The organism is Acinetobacter sp. YH12069, from assembly GCF_013419675.1.
In the GTDB taxonomy this organism is placed as follows: domain Bacteria; phylum Pseudomonadota; class Gammaproteobacteria; order Pseudomonadales; family Moraxellaceae; genus Acinetobacter; species Acinetobacter amyesii.
Genome location: NZ_VOZS01000011.1, coordinates 120,316 through 144,381, shown reverse-complemented (window position 1 = coordinate 144,381; position 24,066 = coordinate 120,316). Strand labels below are relative to the sequence as shown.

The 24,066-nt window shown below is 41.2% G+C and carries 25 protein-coding genes and 2 tRNA genes; 14 read left to right on the top strand and 13 right to left on the bottom strand.

Annotation, left to right across the window (positions count from 1 at the left end):
• Positions 1-48: 48 nt before the first annotated feature.
• Positions 49-675: a hypothetical protein gene (locus tag FTU16_RS10275; protein ID WP_180163193.1), complete on the top strand. Its 627-nt coding sequence runs from the start codon at positions 49-51 to the stop codon at positions 673-675.
• A gap of 9 nt (positions 676-684) precedes the next feature.
• Positions 685-1,509 (top strand): hypothetical protein, encoded by an 825-nt coding sequence (locus FTU16_RS10270; RefSeq protein ID WP_180163192.1) that lies wholly within the window; start codon positions 685-687, stop codon positions 1,507-1,509.
• Between the two features lie 292 nt (positions 1,510-1,801).
• On the opposite strand, the gene FTU16_RS10265 is transcribed toward FTU16_RS10270, so the two are convergent.
• Positions 1,802-2,266 carry a hotdog fold domain-containing protein gene (locus FTU16_RS10265; protein WP_180050626.1) on the bottom strand — a complete coding sequence of 155 codons (465 nt, stop codon included), beginning with the start codon at positions 2,264-2,266 and terminating at the stop codon, positions 1,802-1,804.
• A gap of 133 nt (positions 2,267-2,399) precedes the next feature.
• Here FTU16_RS10265 and FTU16_RS10260 point away from each other — a divergent pair, with 133 nt between their 5' ends.
• Positions 2,400-3,038, top strand: a complete 639-nt coding sequence (locus FTU16_RS10260; RefSeq protein WP_180163191.1) for a TetR/AcrR family transcriptional regulator — start codon at positions 2,400-2,402, stop codon at positions 3,036-3,038.
• A 162-nt stretch (positions 3,039-3,200) separates the two neighbouring features.
• Entirely contained in the window at positions 3,201-3,764 is a 564-nt protein-coding gene (gene ahpC / locus FTU16_RS10255) for an alkyl hydroperoxide reductase subunit C (protein WP_180025913.1), read from the top strand.
• A 71-nt stretch (positions 3,765-3,835) separates the two neighbouring features.
• Here the strand turns inward: ahpC and FTU16_RS10250 are convergent, their stop codons facing one another.
• Complete coding sequence (locus FTU16_RS10250) at positions 3,836-4,759, bottom strand: LysR substrate-binding domain-containing protein (RefSeq protein WP_180022377.1); 924 nt, start codon at positions 4,757-4,759, stop codon at positions 3,836-3,838.
• Between the two features lie 107 nt (positions 4,760-4,866).
• On the bottom strand, positions 4,867-5,493 hold the full coding sequence (gene ycaC / locus FTU16_RS10245) for an isochorismate family cysteine hydrolase YcaC (protein ID WP_180163190.1): 627 nt from the start codon (positions 5,491-5,493) through the stop codon (positions 4,867-4,869).
• Between the two features lie 327 nt (positions 5,494-5,820).
• On the opposite strand from ycaC, the gene FTU16_RS10240 reads away from it, so the two are divergent.
• The 3 genes from FTU16_RS10240 (at position 5,821) to FTU16_RS10230 (ending at position 9,257) form a co-directional block, all read left to right on the top strand.
• Entirely contained in the window at positions 5,821-6,699 is an 879-nt protein-coding gene (locus FTU16_RS10240) for a pirin family protein (protein ID WP_180163189.1), read from the top strand.
• Positions 6,700-7,129: 430 nt separating this feature from the next.
• Positions 7,130-8,428 (top strand): FAD-dependent oxidoreductase, encoded by a 1,299-nt coding sequence (locus FTU16_RS10235; RefSeq protein WP_180002759.1) that lies wholly within the window; start codon positions 7,130-7,132, stop codon positions 8,426-8,428.
• Position 8,429: 1 nt separating this feature from the next.
• Positions 8,430-9,257 (top strand): cyclopropane-fatty-acyl-phospholipid synthase family protein, encoded by an 828-nt coding sequence (locus FTU16_RS10230; protein ID WP_180163188.1) that lies wholly within the window; start codon positions 8,430-8,432, stop codon positions 9,255-9,257.
• 51 nt (positions 9,258-9,308) lie between these two features.
• On the opposite strand, the gene FTU16_RS10225 is transcribed toward FTU16_RS10230, so the two are convergent.
• The 3 genes from FTU16_RS10225 to FTU16_RS10215 form a co-directional block, all read right to left on the bottom strand.
• A tRNA-Thr gene (locus FTU16_RS10225) sits at positions 9,309-9,384 on the bottom strand.
• Between the two features lie 189 nt (positions 9,385-9,573).
• Entirely contained in the window at positions 9,574-9,801 is a 228-nt protein-coding gene (locus tag FTU16_RS10220) for a hypothetical protein (RefSeq protein WP_078190515.1), read from the bottom strand.
• Between the two features lie 428 nt (positions 9,802-10,229).
• Positions 10,230-10,320: transfer RNA gene (locus tag FTU16_RS10215), tRNA-Ser, on the bottom strand.
• A 122-nt stretch (positions 10,321-10,442) separates the two neighbouring features.
• On the opposite strand from FTU16_RS10215, the gene FTU16_RS10210 reads away from it, so the two are divergent.
• On the top strand, positions 10,443-12,323 hold the full coding sequence (locus FTU16_RS10210; RefSeq protein ID WP_078193161.1) for a potassium transporter Kup: 1,881 nt from the start codon (positions 10,443-10,445) through the stop codon (positions 12,321-12,323).
• Between the two features lie 203 nt (positions 12,324-12,526).
• Here FTU16_RS10210 and FTU16_RS16690 read toward each other — a convergent pair whose 3' ends face one another.
• Positions 12,527-13,243 carry a hypothetical protein gene (locus FTU16_RS16690; protein ID WP_180105508.1) on the bottom strand — a complete coding sequence of 239 codons (717 nt, stop codon included), beginning with the start codon at positions 13,241-13,243 and terminating at the stop codon, positions 12,527-12,529.
• Between the two features lie 264 nt (positions 13,244-13,507).
• Between FTU16_RS16690 and FTU16_RS10200 the strand changes: the two genes are divergently transcribed.
• Together FTU16_RS10200 and FTU16_RS10195 are read left to right on the top strand one after the other, a co-directional pair.
• The gene (locus FTU16_RS10200) at positions 13,508-14,596 is read left to right on the top strand and encodes a DNA/RNA non-specific endonuclease (protein WP_180163187.1); all 1,089 of its coding nucleotides are present in this window, start codon (positions 13,508-13,510) and stop codon (positions 14,594-14,596) included.
• 117 nt (positions 14,597-14,713) lie between these two features.
• The gene (locus FTU16_RS10195; protein ID WP_180110436.1) at positions 14,714-14,962 is read left to right on the top strand and encodes a hypothetical protein; all 249 of its coding nucleotides are present in this window, start codon (positions 14,714-14,716) and stop codon (positions 14,960-14,962) included.
• Positions 14,963-15,059: 97 nt separating this feature from the next.
• Here the strand turns inward: FTU16_RS10195 and aqpZ are convergent, their stop codons facing one another.
• Positions 15,060-15,746, bottom strand: coding sequence for an aquaporin Z (gene aqpZ / locus FTU16_RS10190; protein WP_180063003.1), 687 nt, complete (start codon positions 15,744-15,746; stop codon positions 15,060-15,062).
• A 165-nt stretch (positions 15,747-15,911) separates the two neighbouring features.
• The gene (locus FTU16_RS10185) at positions 15,912-16,922 is read right to left on the bottom strand and encodes an AraC family transcriptional regulator (protein ID WP_180163186.1); all 1,011 of its coding nucleotides are present in this window, start codon (positions 16,920-16,922) and stop codon (positions 15,912-15,914) included.
• A gap of 111 nt (positions 16,923-17,033) precedes the next feature.
• On the opposite strand from FTU16_RS10185, the gene FTU16_RS10180 reads away from it, so the two are divergent.
• Positions 17,034-17,654, top strand: coding sequence for a hypothetical protein (locus tag FTU16_RS10180; RefSeq protein ID WP_180025920.1), 621 nt, complete (start codon positions 17,034-17,036; stop codon positions 17,652-17,654).
• A 374-nt stretch (positions 17,655-18,028) separates the two neighbouring features.
• Here FTU16_RS10180 and hisF read toward each other — a convergent pair whose 3' ends face one another.
• Positions 18,029-18,790, bottom strand: coding sequence for an imidazole glycerol phosphate synthase subunit HisF (gene hisF, locus FTU16_RS10175; RefSeq protein WP_306674445.1), 762 nt, complete (start codon positions 18,788-18,790; stop codon positions 18,029-18,031).
• Positions 18,791-18,900: 110 nt separating this feature from the next.
• Here hisF and FTU16_RS10170 point away from each other — a divergent pair, with 110 nt between their 5' ends.
• Genes FTU16_RS10170 through FTU16_RS10160 form a run of 3 tightly spaced genes read left to right on the top strand, consistent with a single transcriptional unit; the run spans position 18,901 to position 20,937 of the window.
• Positions 18,901-19,851, top strand: a complete 951-nt coding sequence (locus FTU16_RS10170; RefSeq protein ID WP_180077976.1) for a homoserine kinase — start codon at positions 18,901-18,903, stop codon at positions 19,849-19,851.
• Between the two features lie 27 nt (positions 19,852-19,878).
• Positions 19,879-20,505, top strand: coding sequence for a DUF1294 domain-containing protein (locus FTU16_RS10165; protein ID WP_180010574.1), 627 nt, complete (start codon positions 19,879-19,881; stop codon positions 20,503-20,505).
• Between the two features lie 39 nt (positions 20,506-20,544).
• Positions 20,545-20,937: a hypothetical protein gene (locus FTU16_RS10160; protein ID WP_168378990.1), complete on the top strand. Its 393-nt coding sequence runs from the start codon at positions 20,545-20,547 to the stop codon at positions 20,935-20,937.
• A gap of 90 nt (positions 20,938-21,027) precedes the next feature.
• Here the strand turns inward: FTU16_RS10160 and FTU16_RS10155 are convergent, their stop codons facing one another.
• The 3 genes from FTU16_RS10155 to FTU16_RS10145 form a co-directional block, all read right to left on the bottom strand.
• Positions 21,028-21,915, bottom strand: coding sequence for a DMT family transporter (locus FTU16_RS10155; RefSeq protein ID WP_180163185.1), 888 nt, complete (start codon positions 21,913-21,915; stop codon positions 21,028-21,030).
• A 68-nt stretch (positions 21,916-21,983) separates the two neighbouring features.
• The gene (gene hisA, locus FTU16_RS10150; RefSeq protein ID WP_078190493.1) at positions 21,984-22,715 is read right to left on the bottom strand and encodes a 1-(5-phosphoribosyl)-5-[(5-phosphoribosylamino)methylideneamino]imidazole-4-carboxamide isomerase; all 732 of its coding nucleotides are present in this window, start codon (positions 22,713-22,715) and stop codon (positions 21,984-21,986) included.
• Between the two features lie 193 nt (positions 22,716-22,908).
• On the bottom strand, positions 22,909-23,673 hold the full coding sequence (locus FTU16_RS10145) for a hypothetical protein (RefSeq protein WP_180163184.1): 765 nt from the start codon (positions 23,671-23,673) through the stop codon (positions 22,909-22,911).
• Between the last annotated feature and the right edge of the window lie 393 nt (positions 23,674-24,066).

Below are 24,066 nucleotides of genomic sequence, written 5' to 3'. Positions count from 1 at the left end.
ATTGAAAAATAACCATAATCAATCTCAGTTTTTGGATGGGGGCATGGCATGAAACATATACTTCATATAGTTTTAACTGCTATTTCCATCGCATTAGCAGGATTGATTTTCCTTATTTCTCATGAGGAAAATGTCTGGTTGAAATGGGATTGGGTTAAATACCTAATCTCACTTTTACTAAACATTGAAAATTTTAAATTTAGTGAAAAATTTTTAACTGAGTCAATCACATATGTTGCTTATGTGATTTATCTGATTGCTTTGCTTTTTCTTTCATTTTTTTCAATAAAATTTAGTTTTAAGTATTTAGATCAGGATGTTATAGAGAGAAAAAAAGTAAAAGAATTTGAGCAGGCAAATGACTTTTATCTTCCAATTTATTTAGGTTATGCATTTGTTTCCATTAGTTTACCTACATTGAAGTCATTCCTACTTTTCTTTGTATTAATGCTAATCGTCCTAGCTAGGACTCGATTTTTTTACTTTAATCCAATCTTTTTAGTATTGGGATATAAATTTTATTTTATAAAACATACAGATGATTCAAAAGTTTTGGTAATTTCTAAGAAAGAAATAAAAACTATTGATGAGCTTTTTGAAGATAGTAATGGTGATATGCGAAGTTATATTGCTCTTACAAAAGTGAATGAGTATACATTTTTAATTTTAGACTAAGGGGTGGTAATGAATTTTCTGTATTCACGGAATAATGCAAAGTTTCATGTCGTTTTGTCTGGTCAAAACTGTCCTGACTTTTATGCGGGCTTACTACCGACAACTTTAAATACTATTTCTTATACACCAACAGCTATAGCCCAAAACGGGGATTGGTTTAAAGTAGATCTGAGCTCATTGGCTGATGTAACAAATCCTATTCTAGAATTAGAGAAAAAAGTAAGTACTTCATTGCCTACCATCACTGCTGCTCAGTACAAGGACATTAAGTATTTAATTTTTAAGCGTCAGAGCGATGATTTTTACTATATCCAAAAAGTTTTACCTAGTGCAAAAATTTATAGAAAGACGTTAAGTTTTTCTAATCAGCCAGAGGTGTTGGATAACCCTATTGTAGTTTTAACTGACTCTCCTGATGCAATATTTGATAAAAGTACAGGGCATCTATACTTTAAAAGCTTAAGTGCCATGAATAGTATTTTTAAAGGATTGAATACGCTTTATAGAGCGGCGACAACCGCGGAAGTAACACAATTTTTTCAATTGGGTGGTCTATTAGCTGTTGATCCTTCGTACACTGTAGATAAAGTAGGCATTCCAAATCGTAAGAACATCGCTAAAGCATTAGATACTTACAATTCATATAGCCCTCAAGTTCAAAATAGCTTACATAGCTATATTCAGACCTTGGGCTTACCTACAGATGCAAATGGTAAATACACGATTACAGACGAAGAGTCCTTGAAGAATTTTGTATATGCTATTCAAGAGCGTTTTTACACGACACAGGCATCTACAGAAAAGCGTTTAGCTCAGGCTTATGTTCCAGTTTAGTATATTTGTTTTTTCATAGCTTGCGAATTAACACTAAATTTCAGTGTAATAAAAAAGTGTAAATTTTTTAAGTATTTTTTCATTATATTTTTACAAAATACAATACATAGTATATTAAGTTTTTGAAATATATATGTTAATTATAAATTGGTGTGTATATCCGTTCTAATGAACCTTAAACACAGCGTTTAAAACGGTAGATCATCATCAAAAAAAGCCCTCAATCTTGAGGGTTTTTTTTCGCAGGTCTCATCTTGAAAGATCAGTTTCATTTTGCAATTGAGTCGATGACTTATTTTTTTGCAGAAACCCACATGGTAATCACGGCTTTAAAAACTGCTTCATTACGTGTGTTGTTCACCACGACATTCACCAAATAATCACTCCCTGCATTCCACGTAAAATTAACATCGACAGGCGTGGCAATGGCTGTTAAATCTGTATCAGCTTTTTTCAAATATTCCACAGTCATGCCTTTGGGAATCCAACGATGGCTGCTCGGAACGGTCACATCGGTCATGGTTCCGCCAGCCAATTCAGCCATATTACACATGGCAATCGCGTGGACAGTGCCAATATGATTCAGCACGCTGCGCTGTTTTTTTATATGTAGTTCACAGTATTGGGGCTTTAATTCATCAAAAACAGGCGAAATACTGCTGAAATACGGTGCTTTCAAACACAGCAATTTTGAAAAAGTCCATTTCCCTGCGGGTTTGTTTTGGAAGGTCTTCCATAATTTTAATGCTTGGCTCATGCTTAATTATCCGTCATTATTCAGAATATAATTCTAATACAGAATATTGTTCTGTTAATGGCGTAAATGACGTCACAGCTATTAAAAAAAGCCAACATTGTTTTAAAATGACCCGATCAAAGGGAAGGTATCGATGTCGTCAAATCAAGCATTATTGCAACAAATTTACAGCGGTCGCCGAGCGGAACTTAAAAGGCAGATCTTAGGAGAAGCCCTCGCGTGTTTTTTAGAGCAAGGGATTGAAACGACGACGATTGAACATGTACGAGACCGTGCAGAGACCAGTGTTGGTGCGATTTACCATCATTTTAAAAATAAAGATGGTTTAGTAGCAGCATTGTATTTTGCGGCATTGCAAGATCAATTTACGAAAAGGGCAGACGCCTTGACACAGGCCCAATCGCTGCAGGAAGGCATTCAAGCCATTTTGTGCTCGTATATAGACTGGGTCGAAGCCTATCCTGATTTTGCAGAATTCTTATATGCTGCAGGGTTTAGTATGCGTAAGGAAACGCTACAAGCCGAGTTAAAACAACTTAATCTACAACGCAATACCGCGCTGCTGGATTGGTTGACCGCACAATCCGATTGGCATTTGATCGAGCATTTACCCAAAGAATTAATGATGTCTTTGGTCTTAGGGGCAACGGAAAATTATTGTCGGGCATGGTTATCGCATAAAGTCAAAACGCCACCATCACACTATAAACAACAGTTTATACAGGCTGCTTGGCAGGCCCTCTGTATGGATATAAAGCCTTGCTCTCATTGAAATTGATTGGTTTGCTCGATGGAAAGGCAAAGATTGATTTAAATAATAAATCTAAAAATCCGATAGTTTTTATAAAAAAGTTCGGTTTTACCTATGGTTTGATATTTCGTATTCTAGCTTCAACAGATAAGCAATCCCTGAAATGAGTTAGAGGAATATCAAATGAGTTTAATTAATACTGAAGTAAAACCATTTAACGCTACCGCTTACCAAGACGGTCAATTTATTGAAGTTTCAGAAAAAGACTTCTACGGTAAATGGTCTGTGGTGTTTTTCTATCCTGCTGACTTTACTTTTGTATGTCCAACAGAATTAGGCGATCTTGCTGATCACTATGCTGAATTCAAAAAAATGGGCGTAGAAATTTATTCAGTATCTACTGATACACACTTCACGCATAAAGCTTGGCACGATTCTTCTGAAGAAATTAAGAAAATCGAATACCCAATGGTTGGCGATCCAACTTGGACACTTGCGAAAAACTTTGATGTTTTAATTGAAGCGGATGGTCTTGCTGACCGTGGTACTTTCGTGATCGACCCTGAAGGTAAAATCCAAATCGTTGAAATCAACGCAGGTGGTATCGGCCGTAATGCTTCTGAATTGATGCGTAAAGTAAAAGCTGCTCAATATGTACATGCACACCCAGGTGAAGTATGTCCTGCAAAATGGAAAGAAGGTGAAGCGACGCTTGCACCATCGATCGACCTAGTGGGTAAAATCTAATTTAGTGATCCAACCGTAGATTTAAAAAAGCCAGAACTCAGTTCTGGCTTTTTTTTTTGTGGTCTAGAACATTAAACTAAATAGCCATCATGCTCCGGAGCATAGTCACGAATTCCAGCGACTAAATAGTCAATTAATCTCTCCATGACTAGGCGCTGACCTTTACGGGAAGCATATACCAATTGTACCGTACCGACATTTGAGCACCATTCGGGGAAGAGGTGAATTAAACGACCTGCCTCTATATCTGCTTGTACCGTTAAATACGGTAAGTCTGCAATGCCTAAACCATCCAGTACTGCATAATAAGCACCGGCTAAGTCATTGCTTTTAATTCGAGGTTGTAAGGCAATTTCAATCTGCTCTTGCTGTCCGGTATGATGCAAATGCCATTGATAGCGGTTTTTCTGTGTACCTAAAACGATACTCGGAAATTCTGTTAATTCCGTAATATGCTTTAACTCGCGCCCTTGTAAAAGTTCAGGACTAATCACTAAGCAATGCACGGTTTTAATCACGTCACGTACAATAATGCTCGAGTCTTCATTCTTACTAAAATTGGTACGAATCGCTAAATCAATGTCGTCATGCAAGACATCTACACGGCGGCTAGACAGCTCGAGTTCAACCTGAACTTTGGGATGATCTTTTAAAAATTGATTTAACAAGGGGCGAATTTGATGTTCCATCATAACCGGTGGACAACTAATTTTAACCAAGCCCTCAAGTTCACTTTTTTGCTTCAGGAGCACCTGATGCGCACATTCAACTTGTTCGATCACTTTTATGCATTCTTCATACAATTCTTGGCCTAATGTCGTGACCTTAAAGTGTCGGGTAGAACGCTGAATAAGGGTGACATTATATTTGGCTTCGAGATCTAAAATGCGTCGGCTTAATTTTGATTTTGTTATATTTGATGCTTCACTTGCAGCGCTAAAACCGCCATGTTTCACCACCAAGTAAAAGTAGTAATAGTCATCAAATGAATGCATGGATCACCTTATGCAGTGAAAAATTATTTCAATTCAAATCATCATACGTCAATTTATACATGAGGTATAAAAAAAGCGGCTCGAAGCCGCTTTTTACTACTGAAGGATTATTTCTTTTCAGTATTTTGCGTATAGCTGTTGATGAGGTTGCGGTAGTCTGGAATATGGTTGCCGAAAAGCGCACCTAAACCTTCAATATCATTACGCCAGTCGCGGTGTAATTCACATGCGGTACCAAACCAGGTCATGAGCTGTGCACCTGCTTGTGTCATACGTTCCCATGCTGAGTCGCGGGTTAAATGGTTGAAAGTACCTGAAGCATCGGTCACTACAAAGACATCAAAGTCTTCTTCTAAAGCAGACAAGGTTGGGAAAGCAACACAAACCTCAGTCACCACACCCGCAATAATCAATTGTTTTTTGCCGGTTGCTTTGACGGCTTTCACAAAGTCTTCATTGTCCCAAGCATTAATTTGACCTGGGCGTGCAATATAAGGTGCGTCAGGGAACATTTCTTTGAGTTCAGGAACCAATGGACCGTTTGGACCTTGTTCAAAACTGGTGGTGAGAATTGTTGGAAGATTAAAATATTTAGCGGCTGCAGCCAGTGCGAGCACATTATTATTAAATTTATCTGGATCAATGTCGCGAACCAATGAAAGTAGACCTGTTTGATGGTCCACTAAAAGTACCGCGGCATTATCTTTGTCTAAACGAACGTAAGGTTTGCCCATTTTATTGTCCTCTTTCCTGTTTGCAAGTACGCAGGATCAGATGAAATCTGCGTGTTAACTAGATTTAGAATAGTTGTAAAAATGAGACAATGAAATGGGTTTAAATGAGAAGCTCAATCATAAAATTGGGATAATTCATCGTTATATATGACTTAAAGCTTAGAATTTCTGAATTAATGCTTGGTTTTGAGTGAGGTGCAGATTGTATGTCTGAGTATTGTTCTAAATTTGAGATATAGAATGCTATCTGGATGATGGCCATCAAGTATTTCAAAGCTTAAAATAAGCGCTATGTTCATCCTATCGTATGAATATAGGAGCTAAGAAATGAAAAAAGTAATTGGTGTTTATCGTAATCAGCAAATGCACTGGGTGGGCGATGGTTTTCCAGTCAAAAGCTTATTTTCCTATGATCGTCTAGGTCAGGCGATTAGCCCATTTTTGCTTTTGGATTATGCGGCACCTTATCAGTTCGATCCCACCACTGCACGGCATGGTGTAGGTTCACATCCACATCGTGGTTTTGAAACGGTGACTATCGCCTACAGCGGTGAAGTGACTCATAAGGACTCAAGTGGTGGTGGCGGCACAATTCAAACAGGCGATGTGCAATGGATGACCGCAGGGGCGGGTCTGGTACATGAAGAATTTCATTCGCCTGAATTTGCTCAAGCAGGTGGTCTTTTTGAGATGGTTCAATTGTGGGTGAATTTACCGGCAAAAGACAAAATGACCCAGCCTCGTTATCAAGCGATCACACGCCAAGATATTCCTCGCATAGACATGGATGAAGGTGCAGGGCATATTCGGGTGATTGCTGGTGAAATGGGTGGTCACCTTGGGCCTGCACAAACCTTTAGTCCAGTGAATGTCTGGGATGGTGAATTGAAAGCTCAATATGAAACCACCTTACATGTACCTGAAGGGCATAACACCATTTTGGTGGTCTTGAAGGGTGAGGTTGTGGTGAATGAAAGCCATAAAGTTCAAGACAGTTCGATGGTCATGTTTGCCAAAGATGATATCGCCATTCAGCTACAAGCGTTGCAGGACACACAATTTCTGTTACTTAGCGGTGAGCCACTAAATGAGCCGATTCAAGGTTATGGCCCATTTGTGATGAATAGCAAAGCTGAAATTATTCAAGCCTTTGATGATTTCAATAACGGAAAATTTGGTGAAATTGCGCTGGCGCATGAAGCTTAAGTGAAATTCATGCCGTTGAAATAGCCGAAAAAAAAGCCTCTGAACAGTCAGAGGCTTTTTTATTGAGCGCTGTAGTATTTATAGTTGTCATGATTTAAATATCATTTTACTTTTTATAAATTGTGATGAATTTATCACTTTCTTATGTGGCGCATCTTAGCGAGACTTGGCTTTAAAGTAAACCGAAAGTTATAAAAATGGTTAATTTAATTGTTTGGTTTTATAGAGTAATTAAAATTTTAAAGAAAAATATGTTTAAAAAACAAAGCTTAAATTGTGTGCTTTTTGACTGTAAATATTTGTAAATTTAACTTAAAAACGGCTGTACTGAAATCCATACAAAAAGTGCGAATCTGGTATTTTTTAATAGCTATTTTTAACTTCTGATCAGTCATACTTTTAAACTGTGTTTTATAGATGGAAAAGAAAATTGGAAATTGCAGTCATCGGTAGTGGCATGGCTGGGCTGGCTACCGCAAGAATTCTTAAAGACGCAGGGCATAACATTACAATTTTCGAAGCTCTGCCTGGTCGTGGTATGGATAGCCACAGCACTGAGTTTGAAGGCGGCTTGATCGATGCCCCTTTGCGTGTGATGAATCCACATCTTTGGAAAAATACCTTAAGTTTGGCGACCCATTTAGGGATTAAAACTTTCCCTGTCCGTACCTATATGGCATGCAGTTGGCTATTTGAAGATCGTACAGAAACGTGGTTGACCACCAGTCGTAGCCGTATTGGTAATTTCCCAATTATTAATAACCGTAAAGGCTTACAACAATATGGCTGGCGTTTAGTCAAAGGAATGTTGCAACTCAAAGCCGCGATCACTCGATTTTTTAAATCAAAAAATCAGGACATCACGCTTGCCGAGTTCATTAATAAAAATGAAATTGAAGAAGTATTTTGGCATGGTGCGGTCATGCCAGTGTTGTATACCATTTGCACCTGTAACCCGAAAACGATTGGCGAATGGCCTGCTAAACCGCTGTTGATTTTCTTGCGTCAATTGACCAATGGTGATGCCTTGTTGCGTATCCAAGGTGGTACACCTGCGTTGGTTGATAAACTGATTGAAGGTTTAAATATTCAAAGTGGTACGGCAATTACCAAAGTGCTCGAGCAAGACGATAAAGTCTTGGTGGAAACTGAGGCCGGTGCACATCATCTATTCGATCGCGTGGTTGTTGCGACACCAACCACCAAAACGGAAGAATTTTTAGATTCTACTCAGTTTGCTGACGATATTGAGCTCTTAAAGAAATTTAAATTTGAGCAAGGTCAGTTGGTGATCCACACTGATCAAACGGTGATGCCGCCGAAGCGTAAAGATTGGTCTGTACTAAGTTATATGATGGATCGTAAATTTACCCGTCAGCAATTTACCGTATGGCTCAACTCCATTGAGCCGAGCTTGGTGGGTAAAACCCCTGTGTTCCAAACCTGGCAGCCAGTGACACCGATTGATCCTAAAAAAGTGATCTCTTCGGTCAGTTTGACACGTGCAGTGGTGGATTCACATACCGTGGCGCTGAATAAAGAGTTACAGCAACGACATTTATCCCCTGAACGTAAAGTCTTCTTCTGTGGTTCATGGTCTTGTGACGGTCTGCCGATTTTAGAGTCTGCGGTAACGTCTGCTATGCATATTGCAGAAATTTTTGGTGCACCATTGCCGTTTGTGGGTTTAAAACCTAAAGTGGAGGTAGCCCCTCAACTCGGTTACTAACATGAAATGGCTTCAAGCAATTCGTCAGCACATCCCTAGCCATAAATATGCGATTAACAGTCGACTACTCGGAGATGATGCGGAACTTGCTTGGAGCAATTTGGGCTATTGGGATGATGCAAAATCATCCTATCCTGCGGCCTGTCAAAAACTCGCTTTCCATCTTGCCGAATCCATTCAATTAAAATCTACAGATCGTGTTTTAGACCTCGGTTGTGGGCAGGGTGCGAGCTTGGTTTTTTGGATGGAACATTTTCAAATTCAAAACTTATCCGCAGTCGAATTGCAAACCGAATGTGTGGAAAAAATCCAAAAAAATTTAAATTCAAAGATTAAAATTCAGCAAGATTCATTTTTGAATTTAAAAAATATTTATCCACAAAACGCTATGGATGCCGTGCTGTGTATTGATGCTGCGTATCATAGTAATTTGAATTTATTGCTTTTATCAGTCGTTGATGTTTTGAATTCAAAAGGGCGCTTTGCTTTTCACTATTTAATGTTGTCCGATACGTTTTTGAATTTAAATTCATTACAGCGACTGCAATATCAAAGTCTGTTGAAAGCAGCAGATGTGAATTTGAAAAATTTAAATTCAAAGCAAAATTTACAACACCAAGTGCAACAGGCAGGTTTCGAAAATATCCAGATTGAAGATATCAGCGAATTCGTATTTCAGGGTTTTGCCGATTATATTCAAGAACAAAAAAGTCAGATGAGCCTGAGTCATGTGGATCAATTCAAAATCAAGATGACGGCAAAATTGTGCGAAAAGTTGTATCGAGACGGGCTGATTCGTTATGTGCAGATTAGCGCGAGGAAGCCATAAAAGAGCGGCTCTAAAAACATCAAAGCCTCACTAAAAAGCGAGGCTAAGAAATGGTGCCGGCACACGGATTCGAACTGTGGACCTACTGATTACAAGTCAGTTGCTCTACCAACTGAGCTATGCCGGCGTTGTGGAATGCATTCTACAGATTTTTTGAAGCGGCGCAAGTTAAAAAAACAGCAAATCGAATGTAATTTATACGTTTGATTTATTCAGCATTCAAACGATGTTTGGCTCTAAAACCAGAGAAATAGCATTAGGCAATGTTTCGCCCACAAGATGTGGGCGGGAAAATAGGATGGATGAACGTTGAGTGCTATTTCATTCTTAAAATTTGGTCTAGATCCTGTGCGCATTCCTCAAGTGTATATGCCATCTCCAGTTGCATTTGTGGGCGGAGTTCATTGGCGAGCTTTCGCCATTCATCGATGAGACGCTGTGCTTTTTGAATTTTATGTTTATTGATGTCTTTGGCAAGGGTTGGGGTATAGCCACCACGTTTGGCGTTCTTGATCTGCTTAACATAGTTCTGGCTGTTATTCATGTTCTCTCCGGAATAGCAGTGATATATGAAAGGTGTTTTTTAAGTTTTTCGTTGATCAAGTTAAAAGTACCGCAATCGCGTTTCAGTTCTATGATGTTTAAATTAATGAATAATTTTGTGAATAGCGCCTATATTGAGAGGATGATTTATTTTTAGCATAGGCTTAAGTAATTGTCTTTAGAATATAAAATTTGTATTTGTAAATAAACGTGTCCTTATTGCTGCCAATAAAAATCCATAAGTCGTGCGTTAGGAAAGAAACGTGTGATTTAAATCCATCAATCAGGACTCAAATATTGTGATGTCATTGGCCAAACAGTTTAAAGATCAATTAGAGGGGAATATTTAATATTGAGGACAATAAAATTAAAAAAGGCCTAAATTTTATTAATTTAGACCTTCATTCTGCTTGGCATTGCAGTTTATTCTGGCGGTGAAAGAGGGATTCGAACCCTCGAAACGCTATAAACGTTTACACACTTTCCAGGCGTGCTCCTTCAGCCACTCGGACACTTCACCTTTTGCGCGGTGGATAATAGCGAAAAAAATATATTCTGCCAAGAGAAACAATTGAATTAGACAAAAACATCTTGAGCGGTGCTATGATTCGCAAAAATCCTGTCTAAATTGAAGACAATTATATGCAAAGTACTGCACAAAAAGCCGCATTGCCTGCCATCACCTTGGCAGCTTTGGGCGTAGTATTCGGAGACATTGGGACGAGCCCATTATATGCGCTGCGCCAATGTTTCCTCACAGCACATTTGGCGATTAGCGAAGCGTCTGTGCTGGGTATTCTGTCCCTGATTTTCTGGTGCATCATGCTGACGATTAGTTTTAAATACGTCAGCATCATCATGCGCGCAGATAACAATGGCGAGGGCGGTATTATGTCGCTGTTGGCCTTGAATCTACGAACCACACGAATTGCCGAAAACAAAAAAATCTACCTGATCGCCCTTGGTTTTATTGGGGCATCTTTGTTCTTTGGTGATGGGATCATTACCCCCGCAATCTCTGTGTTATCCGCGATTGAAGGCTTAAGTATTGCGACGCCGATGTTTAACCAATGGCTGCAACCCTTATCGATTGGTATTTTGGCGGGGCTATTTTTAGTGCAACGCCATGGCACAGGCACGATGGGTAAATTCTTTGGTCCATTGACGCTCATGTGGTTTTTATCCATTGGCGGATTTGGATTATGGAGTATTTCGCAAACGCCATTTGTGTTGACCATGATCAGTCCGCATTGGGCTTTCAATTTTGTGGTACAGCAGCCCTATGTTGCGTTTTTGACCATGGGTGCGGTCATATTAACGATGACAGGTGGTGAGGCAATCTATGCCGATATGGGGCATTTTGGCCGACTCCCAATCCGCTTGGCATGGTTTATTGTGGTGATGCCGTGTTTGCTGTTGAACTATGCAGGCCAAGGTGCCTTGCTACTGCGTAATCCAGAAGCTTTAGCCAATCCATTTTATATGCTGATCCCAGAATGGGCACTGTATCCAATGATTGCTTTGGCGACAGCGGCCGCGGTGATTGCCTCTCAAGCGGTGATCACAGGGGTGTTTTCTATGGTCAATCAGGCGATTCAATTGCGTTATTTGCCGCGTTTGACAGTGAAACATACCTCTGAAGTTGAACGTGGTCAGATTTATTTGCCATTTATTAACTGGGCATTGTTTATCTCGGTGCTGATCTTGATCTTGCTGTTTGAAAACAGTGCGAATTTGGCCAGTGCGTATGGCGTAGCTGTGACCATGACCATGCTCTGCGGTACGATTTTGATCTCAGTTTTAGCTTATGGTTTATGGCGTTGGCCGGTTTGGAAAGTGGCGATTTTTGCAGTGCCATTTTTATTGATTGATTTGATCTTTGTTGCATCGACATCATTAAAAATTGCAGCGGGCGGTTGGGTTCCAATCCTGATTGGTGCGGTATTGTTTACGATTTTAATGACGTGGAAAGATGGTCGGGCATTGGTGCTCAATCGACTGGGTAAAGATGCCTTGCCTATTGACCTGTTTATTCGCAGTGTCAGCATGGGTAGTGAAACCAAGTTTGTTCCAGGTGATGCCGTATTCTTGACAGGAACGCCTGAGATCGTGCCTCATGCCATGTTGCATAATATTAAGCACAACAAAGTTCTGCATGAACGCAATATTATGGTTACGGTCAACACCCGAGATGTGCCATTTGTACCCGAAAATGAGCGGGTGATCACGGAAAAACTAGATGATCGATTCTATCGAATCACAATGTTTTATGGGTTTAAAGATCAGCCGAATATTCCTGCCGCTTTGGAGCATGCGTATCGTGAATTGGGCTTTGAATTTGATCTAATGCAAATCAGTTTCTTTATTTCCAGAGACCGTATTATTCATACCTTGGGTGAAGGCATGGCACCTTGGCGAGAAAAGCTGTTTATCTCTATGCAGCGAAATACCAGTCCAGTCAGCGATTTTTATCAAATTCCAACCAACCGTGTGGTTGAGTTGGGAAGTCAGATTGAAATTTAAGACGTAGATTGAACTTTTAGGCATAGATTTAAAAGTTAGACACGAAAAAGCCAGATCAATTCTGGCTTTTTTTTATCTGTGATAATTGAACTTATTTAGTCCAAAGACATAGAGATCATTCTGTTGCTTTTTCCTGGGAGGAGTATGCGAGCAAAACAACAGAATGAAGATGTTGCGTTATTTCATCCTTGAAAATACGCTGATTAGTTGATTGTCGCGTCTACATCTGCAGAGGCTTCAGGCGCAGCTTGGATGGCTTCGTCAGCAACAGGTGCTTCTGGGTTGGCTTGAATTGATGCATCTGCAGGATTTACACTTTGAGTCTCAGGTGCTGCCATAAAAGCATCTTGTTGTCCTTGAGGAGCTTCAGGCAATGCAGCCGATGCGCTATCGGCATTCACTGGCGCTTCTGCAGAAGAGGCAATGACGGGTGCAGCGTTGTTATCCGCTGATACGGCTTCAGGTGCTTGCTGTGCTGTTTCCACAGGTGCTTCAGTTACCGCGGCTTCAGGTGTATTGGCCACTGCTGTTTGTTCAGTTGGAACGGACTGCTCTGTAGGTGCAGCAGCTACACTTTGTTGTTCATTTGCGAGTGCATTTTCCGCTTCAGTCACGGCTTGTTCAGCATTTGCAGGAACTGCAGGGGCATTCGGATCGATTTGGTTTGCCTGAGCCTGTTCAGGGTTTAAGGGCTGTTCTGTTGCAGCGGCATTGACTTGTCCGGCAGGTACTTCAAGCAATTGAACTTGACCACTTGATACCAAGTCCTGAATAGAACCGGGTTGACCATTCACAGTGGTCACAATTTTGACTTTAGACAAGCTTTCTAAAGTGTCACCGGGTTGAATCGGCGGCTCTGCAAATGCTGCTGCGCTCATTAAACCTGAAATTAAACCTAAACCTAAAATTTTAGAATGCATAATCACTCTGTATATTTTTATCGCAATTTTTCGTATTTTTACCTTGTCATAATTCTTGAGGCGAATTCAATGAAACATACGCAACTGCTTCATGACTTCCTATAAAGACCTGCACAACTGCGACATAAAGTTACATCAACTGCTGCTTTGTTAAACAATATTTGTGTGATTGTTAAGCAAATTAAAAAAGAAAAGTGTACTAAAATTTTCACCCTTGCTAAGCTGCGGAAAAATAGTCCTTTTTAGAAGTCATTGTTGTAAGTCATGGTCAAAAAGAAACGCAATTCAGCAAATCCGCTTTCACAGTTATTTGGGCAAAATGGCATAAAAGTGCTGTTAGGTCTGGTGGCAACAGGGAGCTTTGCAATTGCTTTCGGGCAAGAAAAAATTCAACAACTTGTTTCCATGAGCAGCAGTTCAAATAGCGCCTGTTTGGACCAATTTTACCGTGAAGTGCCGCCTTATTTGGTCCGTGAAAGCCTGCACAAAAATAGTTTCCCCCTGTGTTTTAATGGCTTTAATGTCATGTATTCAGGAATATCCAAGACACCGCTTTGGGTAGCAGAAGCCTTAACCCCCGCACGGCTGAGTCAAAAAATTCCGCGTGAAGATAACTTTCATGAAGAGACTCGCGTGCCGTCTGAATATCGGGCTTTGCTGTCAGACTATAAATCTTCAGGCTATGACCGTGGACACATGGCACCCAATGCCGATATGCCCAATAAAGCGGCACAGTTAGACAGTTTTTCTTTGGCCAATATGGTGCCGCAAGCCCCAAAAAATAATCAGCAAGTGTGGCGCGAGTTAGAAGAAGCCACACGGGCGATAGTGACCAAACAAAAGCAAGATGTCTATGTGGTGACGGGGCCGGTATACAGTGCGAAAAAATTAAAAACCATCGGGCAAGGGGTCATTGTGCCGACCGCCACCTATAAGGCGATCTATTTGCCGAAAAAAGGTGTTGCCGGTGTGTACTATGCGGACAATACCTTGCGTGATACCGCACCGACAGTCAAAGTGATGAGTATTTGTGCGTTAGAAGAGCTGACTGGAATTAATTTCTTTCCAGAATTAACCGAAGACCAAAAGCGTAATACTTACCGTTTGCCACTCAAAGCCACCCAAGTAAAAGCAAATCAAGACATCGCTTATTTGCATTGGGATGCTGAAAGCCAGTGTGCTGCAGATGTCGCCGAAGACAAGATTTTAAGTTTGCAAAAAGACTTTAAATCGAGTGGTGGTTCTGTGGGCGATACATCCACGGCAAGCAGTGGAAATGACAACAATCAAGATGCCTTGGTCAAACAATTGATTGAAGAAATTCTGCAATATCTGCTACAGATTTTGAAGTAATTGAGTAGATAATAGCGCTGAACTGCGAGCGATGAAGAGGATCATTGCTTGCAGTTGAAATCTTTTTCACGTATTTCTATTGCTGCATCACTACAACAAAAAAGAAGGATATCCATCATGTTCAAAGCATTTGAAAATGACACTGCGTCGCATGCAATTCATGACTTAACACTAGAAAATGGCCAAGATCGAATTAATATTTATGGCAACTTACAGGTGACGAAAGACCAAGCAGGTTTAGCTGCAGCGAAAGCTTTACAGGCATTTTTCAATGATGTGGTGACAACGCTTGAGGCGGATACCAACTTAGCTGAAAAAATAGTGCAGGGCGGTGAAGAAAACGAAGTGGAAAATCCATTTCTTTAATGTTGTTTCACCGGCTGTCGAAGGAAGCAAAACTCAATTCGGGATGAATGAAAAAAGCTCACAGATTGTGAGCTTTTTTTGTGGCGTATTTTTCTATTTATGCGTCTTTTGCCATCAGTTTATAGATGACCGCACCAATCACCGCGCCAATGATTGGGGCTACCCAAAATAGCCAAACTTGTGATAGCGCAGCAGTTTCAGCAAAGAATGCCACACCCATACTACGCGCTGGGTTGACCGAAGTATTGGTGACGGGAATGCTGATCAGATGGATCAATGTAAGCGCAAGACCAATCGCAATTGGGGCAAATCCGGCAGGAGCACGTTTATCCGTTGCTCCCATGATCACAATCAGAAAGCCAGCCGTCAGCACAATTTCAATGACTAACGCTGAGAGCATAGAGTATTTACCTGGAGATAATTCACCATAGCCATTGGTGGCAAAACCGCCGACTCCTGTAAATCCGGCCTGACCTTGTACAATGATGAATAGAATAAATGCGGCGAGGGTTGCACCCAGCAATTGAGAAATAATATAGGGTGCTAGTTCTTTGGCTTCAAAACGACCACCGGCCCACAAGCCGATACTCACGGCAGGGTTAAAATGTCCCCCTGAGATATGACCCAGCGCATAAGCAGCCGTTAACACCGTTAAACCGAAGGCCAGTGCCACGCCTGCGAAGCCAATGCCAAGTTCAGGAAAGGCCGCAGCCAAGACCGCACTACCACAACCACCAAAGACCAGCCAAAACGTACCGATCAGTTCTGCTAAATATTTATTCATTTAAAACTCTATTTGTTTTTGTCATTTGGAATAGATTTTCAATCTTTCACTCAGCATGAGTGCAATCTAGTTGTGAAGTGTTGTTTTATTCATTTATTGAATATGCATAGCTTTAATGGATTTTGCTGAAAATCACAATATATAAAATGATAACTGCGTCACATTTTAACTTACTGCTTCAATTTGCGATAAGCGCCATTGCTGTGGGGTTAAATTTCGCCATTGTTTAAAAGCACGTTGAAATGCACTCTGTTCTGAATAACCCAGCAGTAGCGCAATTTCTTGCAAACTTAAATGTGGGTCTCTTAAAAATTCTTCAGCCATCATACAGCGGACCTCCTGCATGCGTTGCTGATAGGTGCTGCCTTGTTGTTGTAAATGGCGTTGTAATTGTCGGACGGACAGATTCAGTTGAGTAGCGACATGTTCAATTTGGAACTGATTTTTTTGTAAACCCATTAAGATGGCTTGCTGTAAGCGTTGGTCGATTTGCGTGGTATTCGGCAGCTTTTCCAATAAAGACTGTGCCTGTTGCATTAACAGTTTTTGTAAGGTCTGATCGCCTTGGGAAAAGGGGCGAGACAGTTCTTGAATGGGAATAATAACCTTCGACTTTTCTTGGGAAAATCGAACTTTACAGCGAAAATATTGTTCATACTGAGCTACATTTTTCGGTGCAGGATTATGAAAATGCACTTCGTGTAAATTAATATCTTCAAAACGCATGAATAATTTTAGAAACTGCAGCATTAAGGCAATCGCAATTTCATCGGTCAATTGATTGGCCATATTCATGGGTAAATCATTCCAACCGATCGAGAAAAAATCATTTTGAATATCAATCAGCAATGGACTACCATCGAAGATTAAGCGATGAAAATCATGGTAGCGGAGCAGCGCTTCGCCCAAGTTTTCACAGGACAGGGCAATATACGCAATGATGCCAATATGTTTGGGTTTCACATGTTCTGCAATTTCTAAACCCAGCGCCGGCTTTTGGATCTTTTGATCTAAATCCATCAATAAATCACGCCAAACGGCATAATCAAAACGTTCTAAGTTTTGAACTTTATTCAGTTTTTCAGGAATAGCAATGCCTTGAGCTTGGTGATAAGCATAGAGCAAATGGCCCAGTCCTCCATAGACCGATCCTGTATAGTCCTTGAGTTGTTGCATATTTTTTTAATTCTAAATTTTGTCGTGTTTTGTCAATAATATTAAAAAAAACGGTCAATATCTAGCCCTCTTCATTACCTATAGTGGAGCTAAGAAAAGGAGATATTGGTCATGTTAAAAGGTTTTATTGCAGGGTTGGTCGTCGCCAATGCCTTTGAATGGGTCGCGCATAAATATGTTTTGCATGGGACACATCGGTCAGGCAAGCCACGTTTTAGTCCAGTACCGAAAAGCATGAAATCACATTGGGAACATCATCGTGAAGTTCGAAAAACAGATTTTCATGATCATGGCTATGTTGAAGGTGTACAGAACTGGCGCACGAAAAATGAAATATTGTCACTGGTGGCAGTTTCAGCGGTATTTGTCCCGCTGTTTTATCCCATTTCCAAAGGAATGAGTTTGTCTGTGCTGTATTGCGCAGGGAATTATTATTATATCCATCGTCGCGCACATCTTGAGCCAGAGTGGGCGATGAAAAAGATTCCATGGCACTATGACCACCATATGAACTCAAATCAGGATGCCAATTGGTGTGTGACTAAGCCGTGGTTTGATTATATTTTAGGGACTCGAGTGATCTCCTCGGCAAAATTACAGGAACAGAACCCATTGGGTGTGTTACTACCGACAGCGATTGCGAAACCATTGTCACACTGGGTCAATCGGGTATTTCCTGCAAAGTGGGTCGCTGAGCGCGAAAAGCCAGTTGCACTTCTTGAAACGGTCTAATATGAATGCGCTGTGCGTTTTGACAACGAGCGTTGCTACCCATTTGAGCTGTCGCAATTTGTCAATAAATTATGAATCTACTGTCAATCAAATACAGTGTAAATGCCCTATATTTAAATCATCAAAAGGCTTGTACACGACGAGTTGATTGATGAAGTTGCTATGTATATTTTTTCATTTGTTTTACGTATCAGACCAAGTGCTGTAGTTTTTCTTGGTTTATAGGAGCCGACAAGGCTCCTTTTTTTATGTCTATAGTAAATCAATTGCATGGGCGATGCTCTGCTGTAACTCCATGTTGTTGCATCAAAAACACCAAAGCAAAAAAAAGAGCGAATCATCGCTCTTTTAAATCTTCATTGAAAACGAATCAATTAAAGACGCATTTCAATACCTTGTTCTGCAAGATATTTTTTCGCTTCAGGAATGGTGTGTTGACCAAAGTGGAAAATAGAGGCTGCAAGCACAGCATCTGCGCCACCTTTTAAAATACCATCGGCCAAATGTTGGAGATTACCGACACCACCAGAAGCAATGGTTGGAATGGTGACACGGTCATTGATGTTACGCATCAGTTCAAGGTCATAACCCGCTTTGGTTCCATCGGCATCCATCGAGGTGATAAGTAATTCACCTGCACCGAAGTCCGCCATTTTTACAGCCCACTCAATAGCATCAATACCTGTTTCTTTACGGCCACCATGGGTAAAGATTTCCCATTTATTATCGCCGGTTTTTTTTGCATCAATAGCAACCACAATACACTGTGCGCCAAAACGCTGAGAGGCTTCTTGTACAAATTCAGGATTATAAATAGCCGCAGAGTTAATCGAAACTTTGTCCGCACCCGCATTTAATAACAGGCGGATATCTTCTACTTTACGCACGCCACCACCGACTGTTAATGGCACAAATACAGACTCAGCCATACGCTCTACCGTACGGTAAGTGGTATCACGACCATTTGAGGTTGCGGTAATGTCTAAGAAGGTAATTTCGTCCGCACCTTGTTCGTTATAACGGCGTGCAACTTCAACTGGATCGCCTGCATCACGAATATCAAGAAATTGAACACCTTTCACTACACGACCGTTGTCCACGTCGAGGCAAGGAATAATACGTTTAGCAAGCATAATTTTTTCCAAAAATAACAGCCGATTATGAAACTTCGCGACTTAGATGCTACACCTTAGTAGTCGGAGCGGTTATTCTATCAAAAATATGTAAGTTTTTTCGCAGGTTTTCTATGTCGGTTTATACCACTTTGACTTTAAAGGAAGTTCAGGATTTTGCAGCACCTTATGGACTGGAGGTGATTGACCTGATTCCAATTCAAGGCGGTATTCAAAATACCAACTATTTTATTGTTTGCGAAAATGGCACGCAGTATGTATTAACCGTTTTTGAAGAGATGGACGAGCAAGGTGCAGGGGAATTGGTGCCTGTACTCGAACACTTGGGGCAGGCTGGTCTAGCTGTGCCTGTACCATTGAATCATTCAGGTAAAGCGATTCATAGTTTAAAGGATAAACCTGCACAAATTGCGCCACGCATGCAAGGTCACCATCCCATGCCTGCGAGCTTAGCGCAAGCAGAAGCGATTGCTGTAGCCCAAGCGAAAATGCATGTGGCTTTACAAGATTTCCCTTTGGAACGTGCAGAATATCGTGATCATGCTTATTGGTTACAAGTTTCACGTGATATTCGTCCAACATTAAATGAAGCAGATACCACGTTACTTAACAATCTGTTGGGCTTATATGACATCTTAACGGCGATGTATCCAGACCGTCCTACCGGTTTTATTCATTCTGATCTGTTCCGTGACAATACTCTATTTGAAGGCGATCAACTCAACGGCATTTTAGACTTTTATGAGTTAAATAAAGACGAACTCTTGTTTGATATTGCTATTACTTTAAATGACTTTTGTACTGAATATCCGGATGTACATTTGAATGAAGACAAAGCCATTGCCTTTTTAAATGCCTATGAAAGCGTGCGTCCATTAACCGCAGATGAAAAATCATGCCTAGAGTTATATTTGGCGATGGCGGCGGGTCGCTTCTGGATGATGCGTTTACAGGTGGCACAGAAAAATGCGGCAGAAGGCCGTACAGGGGATGATATTTTGCAGAAAAACCCTGCTGAAATGCGTAATATGCTGATTGAACGATTAAAATTCGTCACAGCATAAATTTTAAAAACAACGAGAGGGAAAAGCATGCGTGATCAAGGACGCTTAGTAGAATGGTTTGATGACAAAGGCTACGGCTTCATTCAACCGAACGATAGCACCAAAGATCGCGTATTTTTGCACATCAAAGACTTTTCCCGTCCCGGCCCACGACCAATCGTGGGCTGCGCGTTGGATTATGCTGTGATCTTAGACGAACGCGGACGCTTTCGTGCGCAGCAAGTGCATTATTTAAAAGCCTCACAAACCAAAGCTACACAACGCCCCAATAAAAAAAATGTGGTGCAGATGCCGCGTCAGGCACAGCCGATGCAAATCTTGTGCATTGTGTATATCCTAGCCTTGGCGGGCTTATCTGTGGCGGGTTTACTCAGTGGCATGGTGCTGCTTTTTGTGAGTATTATTAATGTCCTGACCTATTGGTTCTATGCTCAAGATAAAGAAGCTGCGCAAATGGGGAACCGACGTGTGCCAGAAAATACACTGCATCTTTTGTCTTTTTTAGGTGGGTGGCCGGCGGCATGGCTGGCTCAGCAACGTTTGCGGCATAAAACACAAAAACAACCATTTCGAAAAATATATTTCTGTACTATAGCCTTTAACATATTACTGATTTTATGGCTAATTTCACCATTTAATATCCTACATATTTAGGGTGGAATGATCCGCAAAATCATCATGACGGAGAGCGAAATGAATTATTCCATTGATAAAGATCCAAACCGCCTGCTCACGATTATTTTGTATATTCTTTATATTGTGGCGATTTTTTCTGCCGGCTTGCTTGCGGTCCTCGCGTTGATTATCAATTACGTCAAACGCAGTGATGTGCGCGGCACGATTTTTGAAAGCCATTTCACTTGGCAGATTCGCACGTTTTGGTGGTATCTCATTTGGAACATCATTGCTTTCGTGCCTTTTATTTTTCTGTTCTTTACCGGCAATAATGCCAATGCTTTTGCAGGTGTAGCACTGGGAGCGAGTACCTTCTGCGTCACGGTAATCGGACTGTCTTGGTTATGGATTGTGTACCGCGCGATTAAAGGTTTAATCCGTGTCAATGACAACCGACCGATGTATGAGTAATGCGAGTTCAGAACTTTTTGGCATAAAAATCTTGGCATCAAAAAAGCGGCTGTATGGGCCGCTTTTTTGATTTAAGAGAGGAAGCTGAAATTAGCGTTTCTTTAACCATTTCGGCCGCCATTCACTCACAATCACACCCAGAACAACACACATTCCGCCAATGAGAGCGAGCGGTGTTAAGCGTTCACCCGCAAGTCGCCCAATGATTGCGGCCCAAACCGGTTCACCTGCATAGATGATTGCCGCCTGTGCAGGATCAACCATACGCTGCGCCCAGTTCATCACCAGTTGAATCACGGCGCTGGCCAGCCCCAATCCGCACAGTACAGCGATTAATGGCCATTCAAATTTGGGCAATGTGGTTTCACCTACCAGTGGAGCAAAGCAAAAACAGAACAGTGAGGCAAATGCCAGTTGTAGAACCGTCACTCTGCGTAGATTGACGTGGGGTGCAAAATAACTGATCAAGATAATTTCAAAGGCAATGGCAATCGACCCGAGCAGCGTAATGATTTGTCCAAAGTTGAGCTGAATGGCGCCAAAACCATTACCAGTTAAAAAGACCAAACCAACAAAAGCCAAACACACACCTAGCCATGTCATCACATGCGGTTTATGCCTAAAACACAGCCACATAAAAATCGGAACCAGTGGCACATACAATGCAGTTAAAAAAGCCGATTCACTGCTGCTGATGCTTTGCAGGCCGATTGTTTGCGTCGCATAGCCGATCGCAATCACCGCGCCGATACTTGCGCCCGCAATGACATCATATTGAGAAAAGTGTCTAAGATATTTGAGTGATAAAAGACTCACAGCCAATGTGGCTGCGGCAAAACGTAGACCGACAAACAGAACGGGACTGCTAAAATTTAAACCGTATTGCACGGTGATAAAACTGGCGCCCCAAATCATGGTAATCAGGATGAGTGCGAGCTGCGGAAACTTGGCTTTCCAAGCAGATTGGACGGTTGGCATGTGTATTTGATTGTTCGAAGAGGAGAAATAAAAAAGAGGCCCGAAGACCTCTTTTCTGCTCGGGCAAATTATAAGCTTTGTTGATCAAGCAGTAATTGAGCTTCACGAAGGTTCAATGTCCCTTCATAAATTGCACGACCAGTAATCGCACCTAAAATGCCCGGTTGGCCTTTTAAGTTACGTACGTCGTCAAGGTTAGTCACGCCACCCGATGCAATAACAGGTAAGCCTGAATACGTTGCAAGGTTAACTGTTTGTTCAACGTTCACACCTTGCATCATGCCATCACGTGCGATGTCGGTGTAGACAATGCTTGATACGCCAGCATCTGCAAAGCGTTTTGCCAAATCAGTCGCTTTCACGTCAGTGACATTTGCCCAACCATCTGTTGCTACCATGCCGTTCATGGCATCGATACCGACAATGATATGGCCTGCAAATTTTTTGCACGCTTCTTCAACAAATTCAGGCTCTTTTACCGCTTTTGTACCAATGATGACAAACGAGACGCCTGCATCAAGGTAGTGTTCAATGGTTTCAAGAGAGCGGATACCACCACCAATTTGAATTGGCAATTCAGGCTGTGCTTTAGCAATCGCTTCAACCACAGGCTTATGAATCGGTGTACCAGCGAAAGCACCGTTTAAATCTACCAAATGTAAGCGACGCGCGCCTTCATTTACCCAATGCTGTGCAGTTGCCACTGGATCGTCAGAAAATACGGTATCGTCTTCCATACGACCTTGTTTTAAACGGACACATTTGCCATCTTTCAGGTCAATTGCAGGGATGATCAGCATGCTTTCGCTCCTTGCTCAATCAAATTAAGAATGAATTTGTGCCTAATCTTATCAAATAAACGGCTATTCACTAAATGCTAATATCAGAATTGATGAATTAAAAAAGCCTGACATGTGTGAGGCCAGTGTAAATAGAGGATTGGATTTTATTCTTGGTCTATAAAAATGCGCTGTGTATTAGTGTTTTTAGTCATTAAACATAAGCGGTTGTTTGTAATAAATCGCTGTTTACGGACTGAAGTAAGCTACCGACATCGTATAAGCCTTGATTGAGGGCTGTGGTACTTTCACCGACCACTTGAACGAGATCACCGACTACAGGAAGTTCAGTGGCAATCGATGTAATCGGTGCAATGTCATCCAGTAAGGCATCTAAAGTGCCTGAAACATCTTGCACGACACTACCCACACTTGCTAAAGGATCGTTCAGGACGGATGTTAATAATTCGGTAGGATCAATACTGGCTACATAGTCGCCCGTTTCAGCCAACAAGCCTGTTAAATTACCTGTGGTTTCACCCACTGCATCCAATAGACCGCCCAGCAATGGCAGGTCAGAAAGTACATCTGTGATTGGTGCAGCCACACCACTGAGATGATCAACCAAACCTGCAACTTCAGTCACAGTTTGACCGACCACACCAGTTACGCCATTGAGAGCGGTCTGTACACCGCCGAGAAGATCACCTGTCGCTAGTTGATCGGCTACCGCATGTAAGCCATCACCTAAGGTGCCGACCAACTGATTTTCAACCGCGAGTACTTTTTCGATGGTCCCGCCAATGAGTGGTAGTTCAGTCAGTGCATCTGTTAAGGGCGCTGTTAAGCTATTCACGGTCTCTAAAACGCTGTCTACAGTATCCAAAACAGTATTTAAAACCAGTCCAACCGCTTTACTGATCCCTTGTAAAGTCAGGCTGAGTACACCGCTGATTTTTCCTGTAAATAAGTTCAACATGTCAGGTTCTCCAAGTTTTTAAATTATGATGTGTTATGTATTTGGCAGATTTGTTTTAGCAAAAGGGGACTGATGAAAACAAATTATGAAAGTATAGAAAGAATGAGATAAATCATGTAATTCTGCTAGAAAATCTAGAGAGATCAAAACCTTAGTCGAATAAAAATATAAATGTGTATTAATGTAATTAAAATGAGTTAAATCAAAGATATAAATGTACTTAAAAGGTGCGATTTTATTTTTTTAGACTGTGCAGTGACTATTTTTAAGGCAATAAGGTACTGTTCAAATCTTTAGCGCAAATAAACTGCAAATTCATTGGCACTCTTCAGCCGATCTTTGCACTTGGTCATGCCATAGATTGGGGCAATATCCAGTTACAGAGCGGTTACA

Excerpts from the sequence above, each read along its gene's own strand:
- FTU16_RS10145 (WP_180163184.1), bottom strand. The coding sequence starts at position 23,673 with ATGTTGAACTTATTTACAGGAAAAATCAGCGGTGTACTCAGCCTGACT.
- FTU16_RS10200 (WP_180163187.1), top strand. The coding sequence starts at position 13,508 with ATGGTCAAAAAGAAACGCAATTCAGCAAATCCGCTTTCACAGTTATTT.
- FTU16_RS10180 (WP_180025920.1), top strand. The coding sequence starts at position 17,034 with ATGTTAAAAGGTTTTATTGCAGGGTTGGTCGTCGCCAATGCCTTTGAA.
- FTU16_RS10165 (WP_180010574.1), top strand. The coding sequence starts at position 19,879 with ATGCGTGATCAAGGACGCTTAGTAGAATGGTTTGATGACAAAGGCTAC.
- FTU16_RS10170 (WP_180077976.1), top strand. The coding sequence starts at position 18,901 with ATGTCGGTTTATACCACTTTGACTTTAAAGGAAGTTCAGGATTTTGCA.
- hisA (WP_078190493.1), bottom strand. The coding sequence starts at position 22,715 with ATGCTGATCATCCCTGCAATTGACCTGAAAGATGGCAAATGTGTCCGT.
- FTU16_RS10250 (WP_180022377.1), bottom strand. The coding sequence starts at position 4,759 with ATGCATTCATTTGATGACTATTACTACTTTTACTTGGTGGTGAAACAT.
- FTU16_RS10230 (WP_180163188.1), top strand. The coding sequence starts at position 8,430 with ATGAAATGGCTTCAAGCAATTCGTCAGCACATCCCTAGCCATAAATAT.
- FTU16_RS10220 (WP_078190515.1), bottom strand. The coding sequence starts at position 9,801 with ATGAATAACAGCCAGAACTATGTTAAGCAGATCAAGAACGCCAAACGT.
- FTU16_RS16690 (WP_180105508.1), bottom strand. The coding sequence starts at position 13,243 with ATGCATTCTAAAATTTTAGGTTTAGGTTTAATTTCAGGTTTAATGAGC.
- ahpC (WP_180025913.1), top strand. The coding sequence starts at position 3,201 with ATGAGTTTAATTAATACTGAAGTAAAACCATTTAACGCTACCGCTTAC.
- FTU16_RS10275 (WP_180163193.1), top strand. The coding sequence starts at position 49 with ATGAAACATATACTTCATATAGTTTTAACTGCTATTTCCATCGCATTA.
- ycaC (WP_180163190.1), bottom strand. The coding sequence starts at position 5,493 with ATGGGCAAACCTTACGTTCGTTTAGACAAAGATAATGCCGCGGTACTT.
- FTU16_RS10265 (WP_180050626.1), bottom strand. The coding sequence starts at position 2,266 with ATGAGCCAAGCATTAAAATTATGGAAGACCTTCCAAAACAAACCCGCA.
- aqpZ (WP_180063003.1), bottom strand. The coding sequence starts at position 15,746 with ATGAATAAATATTTAGCAGAACTGATCGGTACGTTTTGGCTGGTCTTT.
- FTU16_RS10195 (WP_180110436.1), top strand. The coding sequence starts at position 14,714 with ATGTTCAAAGCATTTGAAAATGACACTGCGTCGCATGCAATTCATGAC.
- FTU16_RS10210 (WP_078193161.1), top strand. The coding sequence starts at position 10,443 with ATGCAAAGTACTGCACAAAAAGCCGCATTGCCTGCCATCACCTTGGCA.
- FTU16_RS10160 (WP_168378990.1), top strand. The coding sequence starts at position 20,545 with ATGAATTATTCCATTGATAAAGATCCAAACCGCCTGCTCACGATTATT.
- FTU16_RS10185 (WP_180163186.1), bottom strand. The coding sequence starts at position 16,922 with ATGCAACAACTCAAGGACTATACAGGATCGGTCTATGGAGGACTGGGC.
- FTU16_RS10260 (WP_180163191.1), top strand. The coding sequence starts at position 2,400 with ATGTCGTCAAATCAAGCATTATTGCAACAAATTTACAGCGGTCGCCGA.
- FTU16_RS10240 (WP_180163189.1), top strand. The coding sequence starts at position 5,821 with ATGAAAAAAGTAATTGGTGTTTATCGTAATCAGCAAATGCACTGGGTG.
- FTU16_RS10155 (WP_180163185.1), bottom strand. The coding sequence starts at position 21,915 with ATGCCAACCGTCCAATCTGCTTGGAAAGCCAAGTTTCCGCAGCTCGCA.
- FTU16_RS10270 (WP_180163192.1), top strand. The coding sequence starts at position 685 with ATGAATTTTCTGTATTCACGGAATAATGCAAAGTTTCATGTCGTTTTG.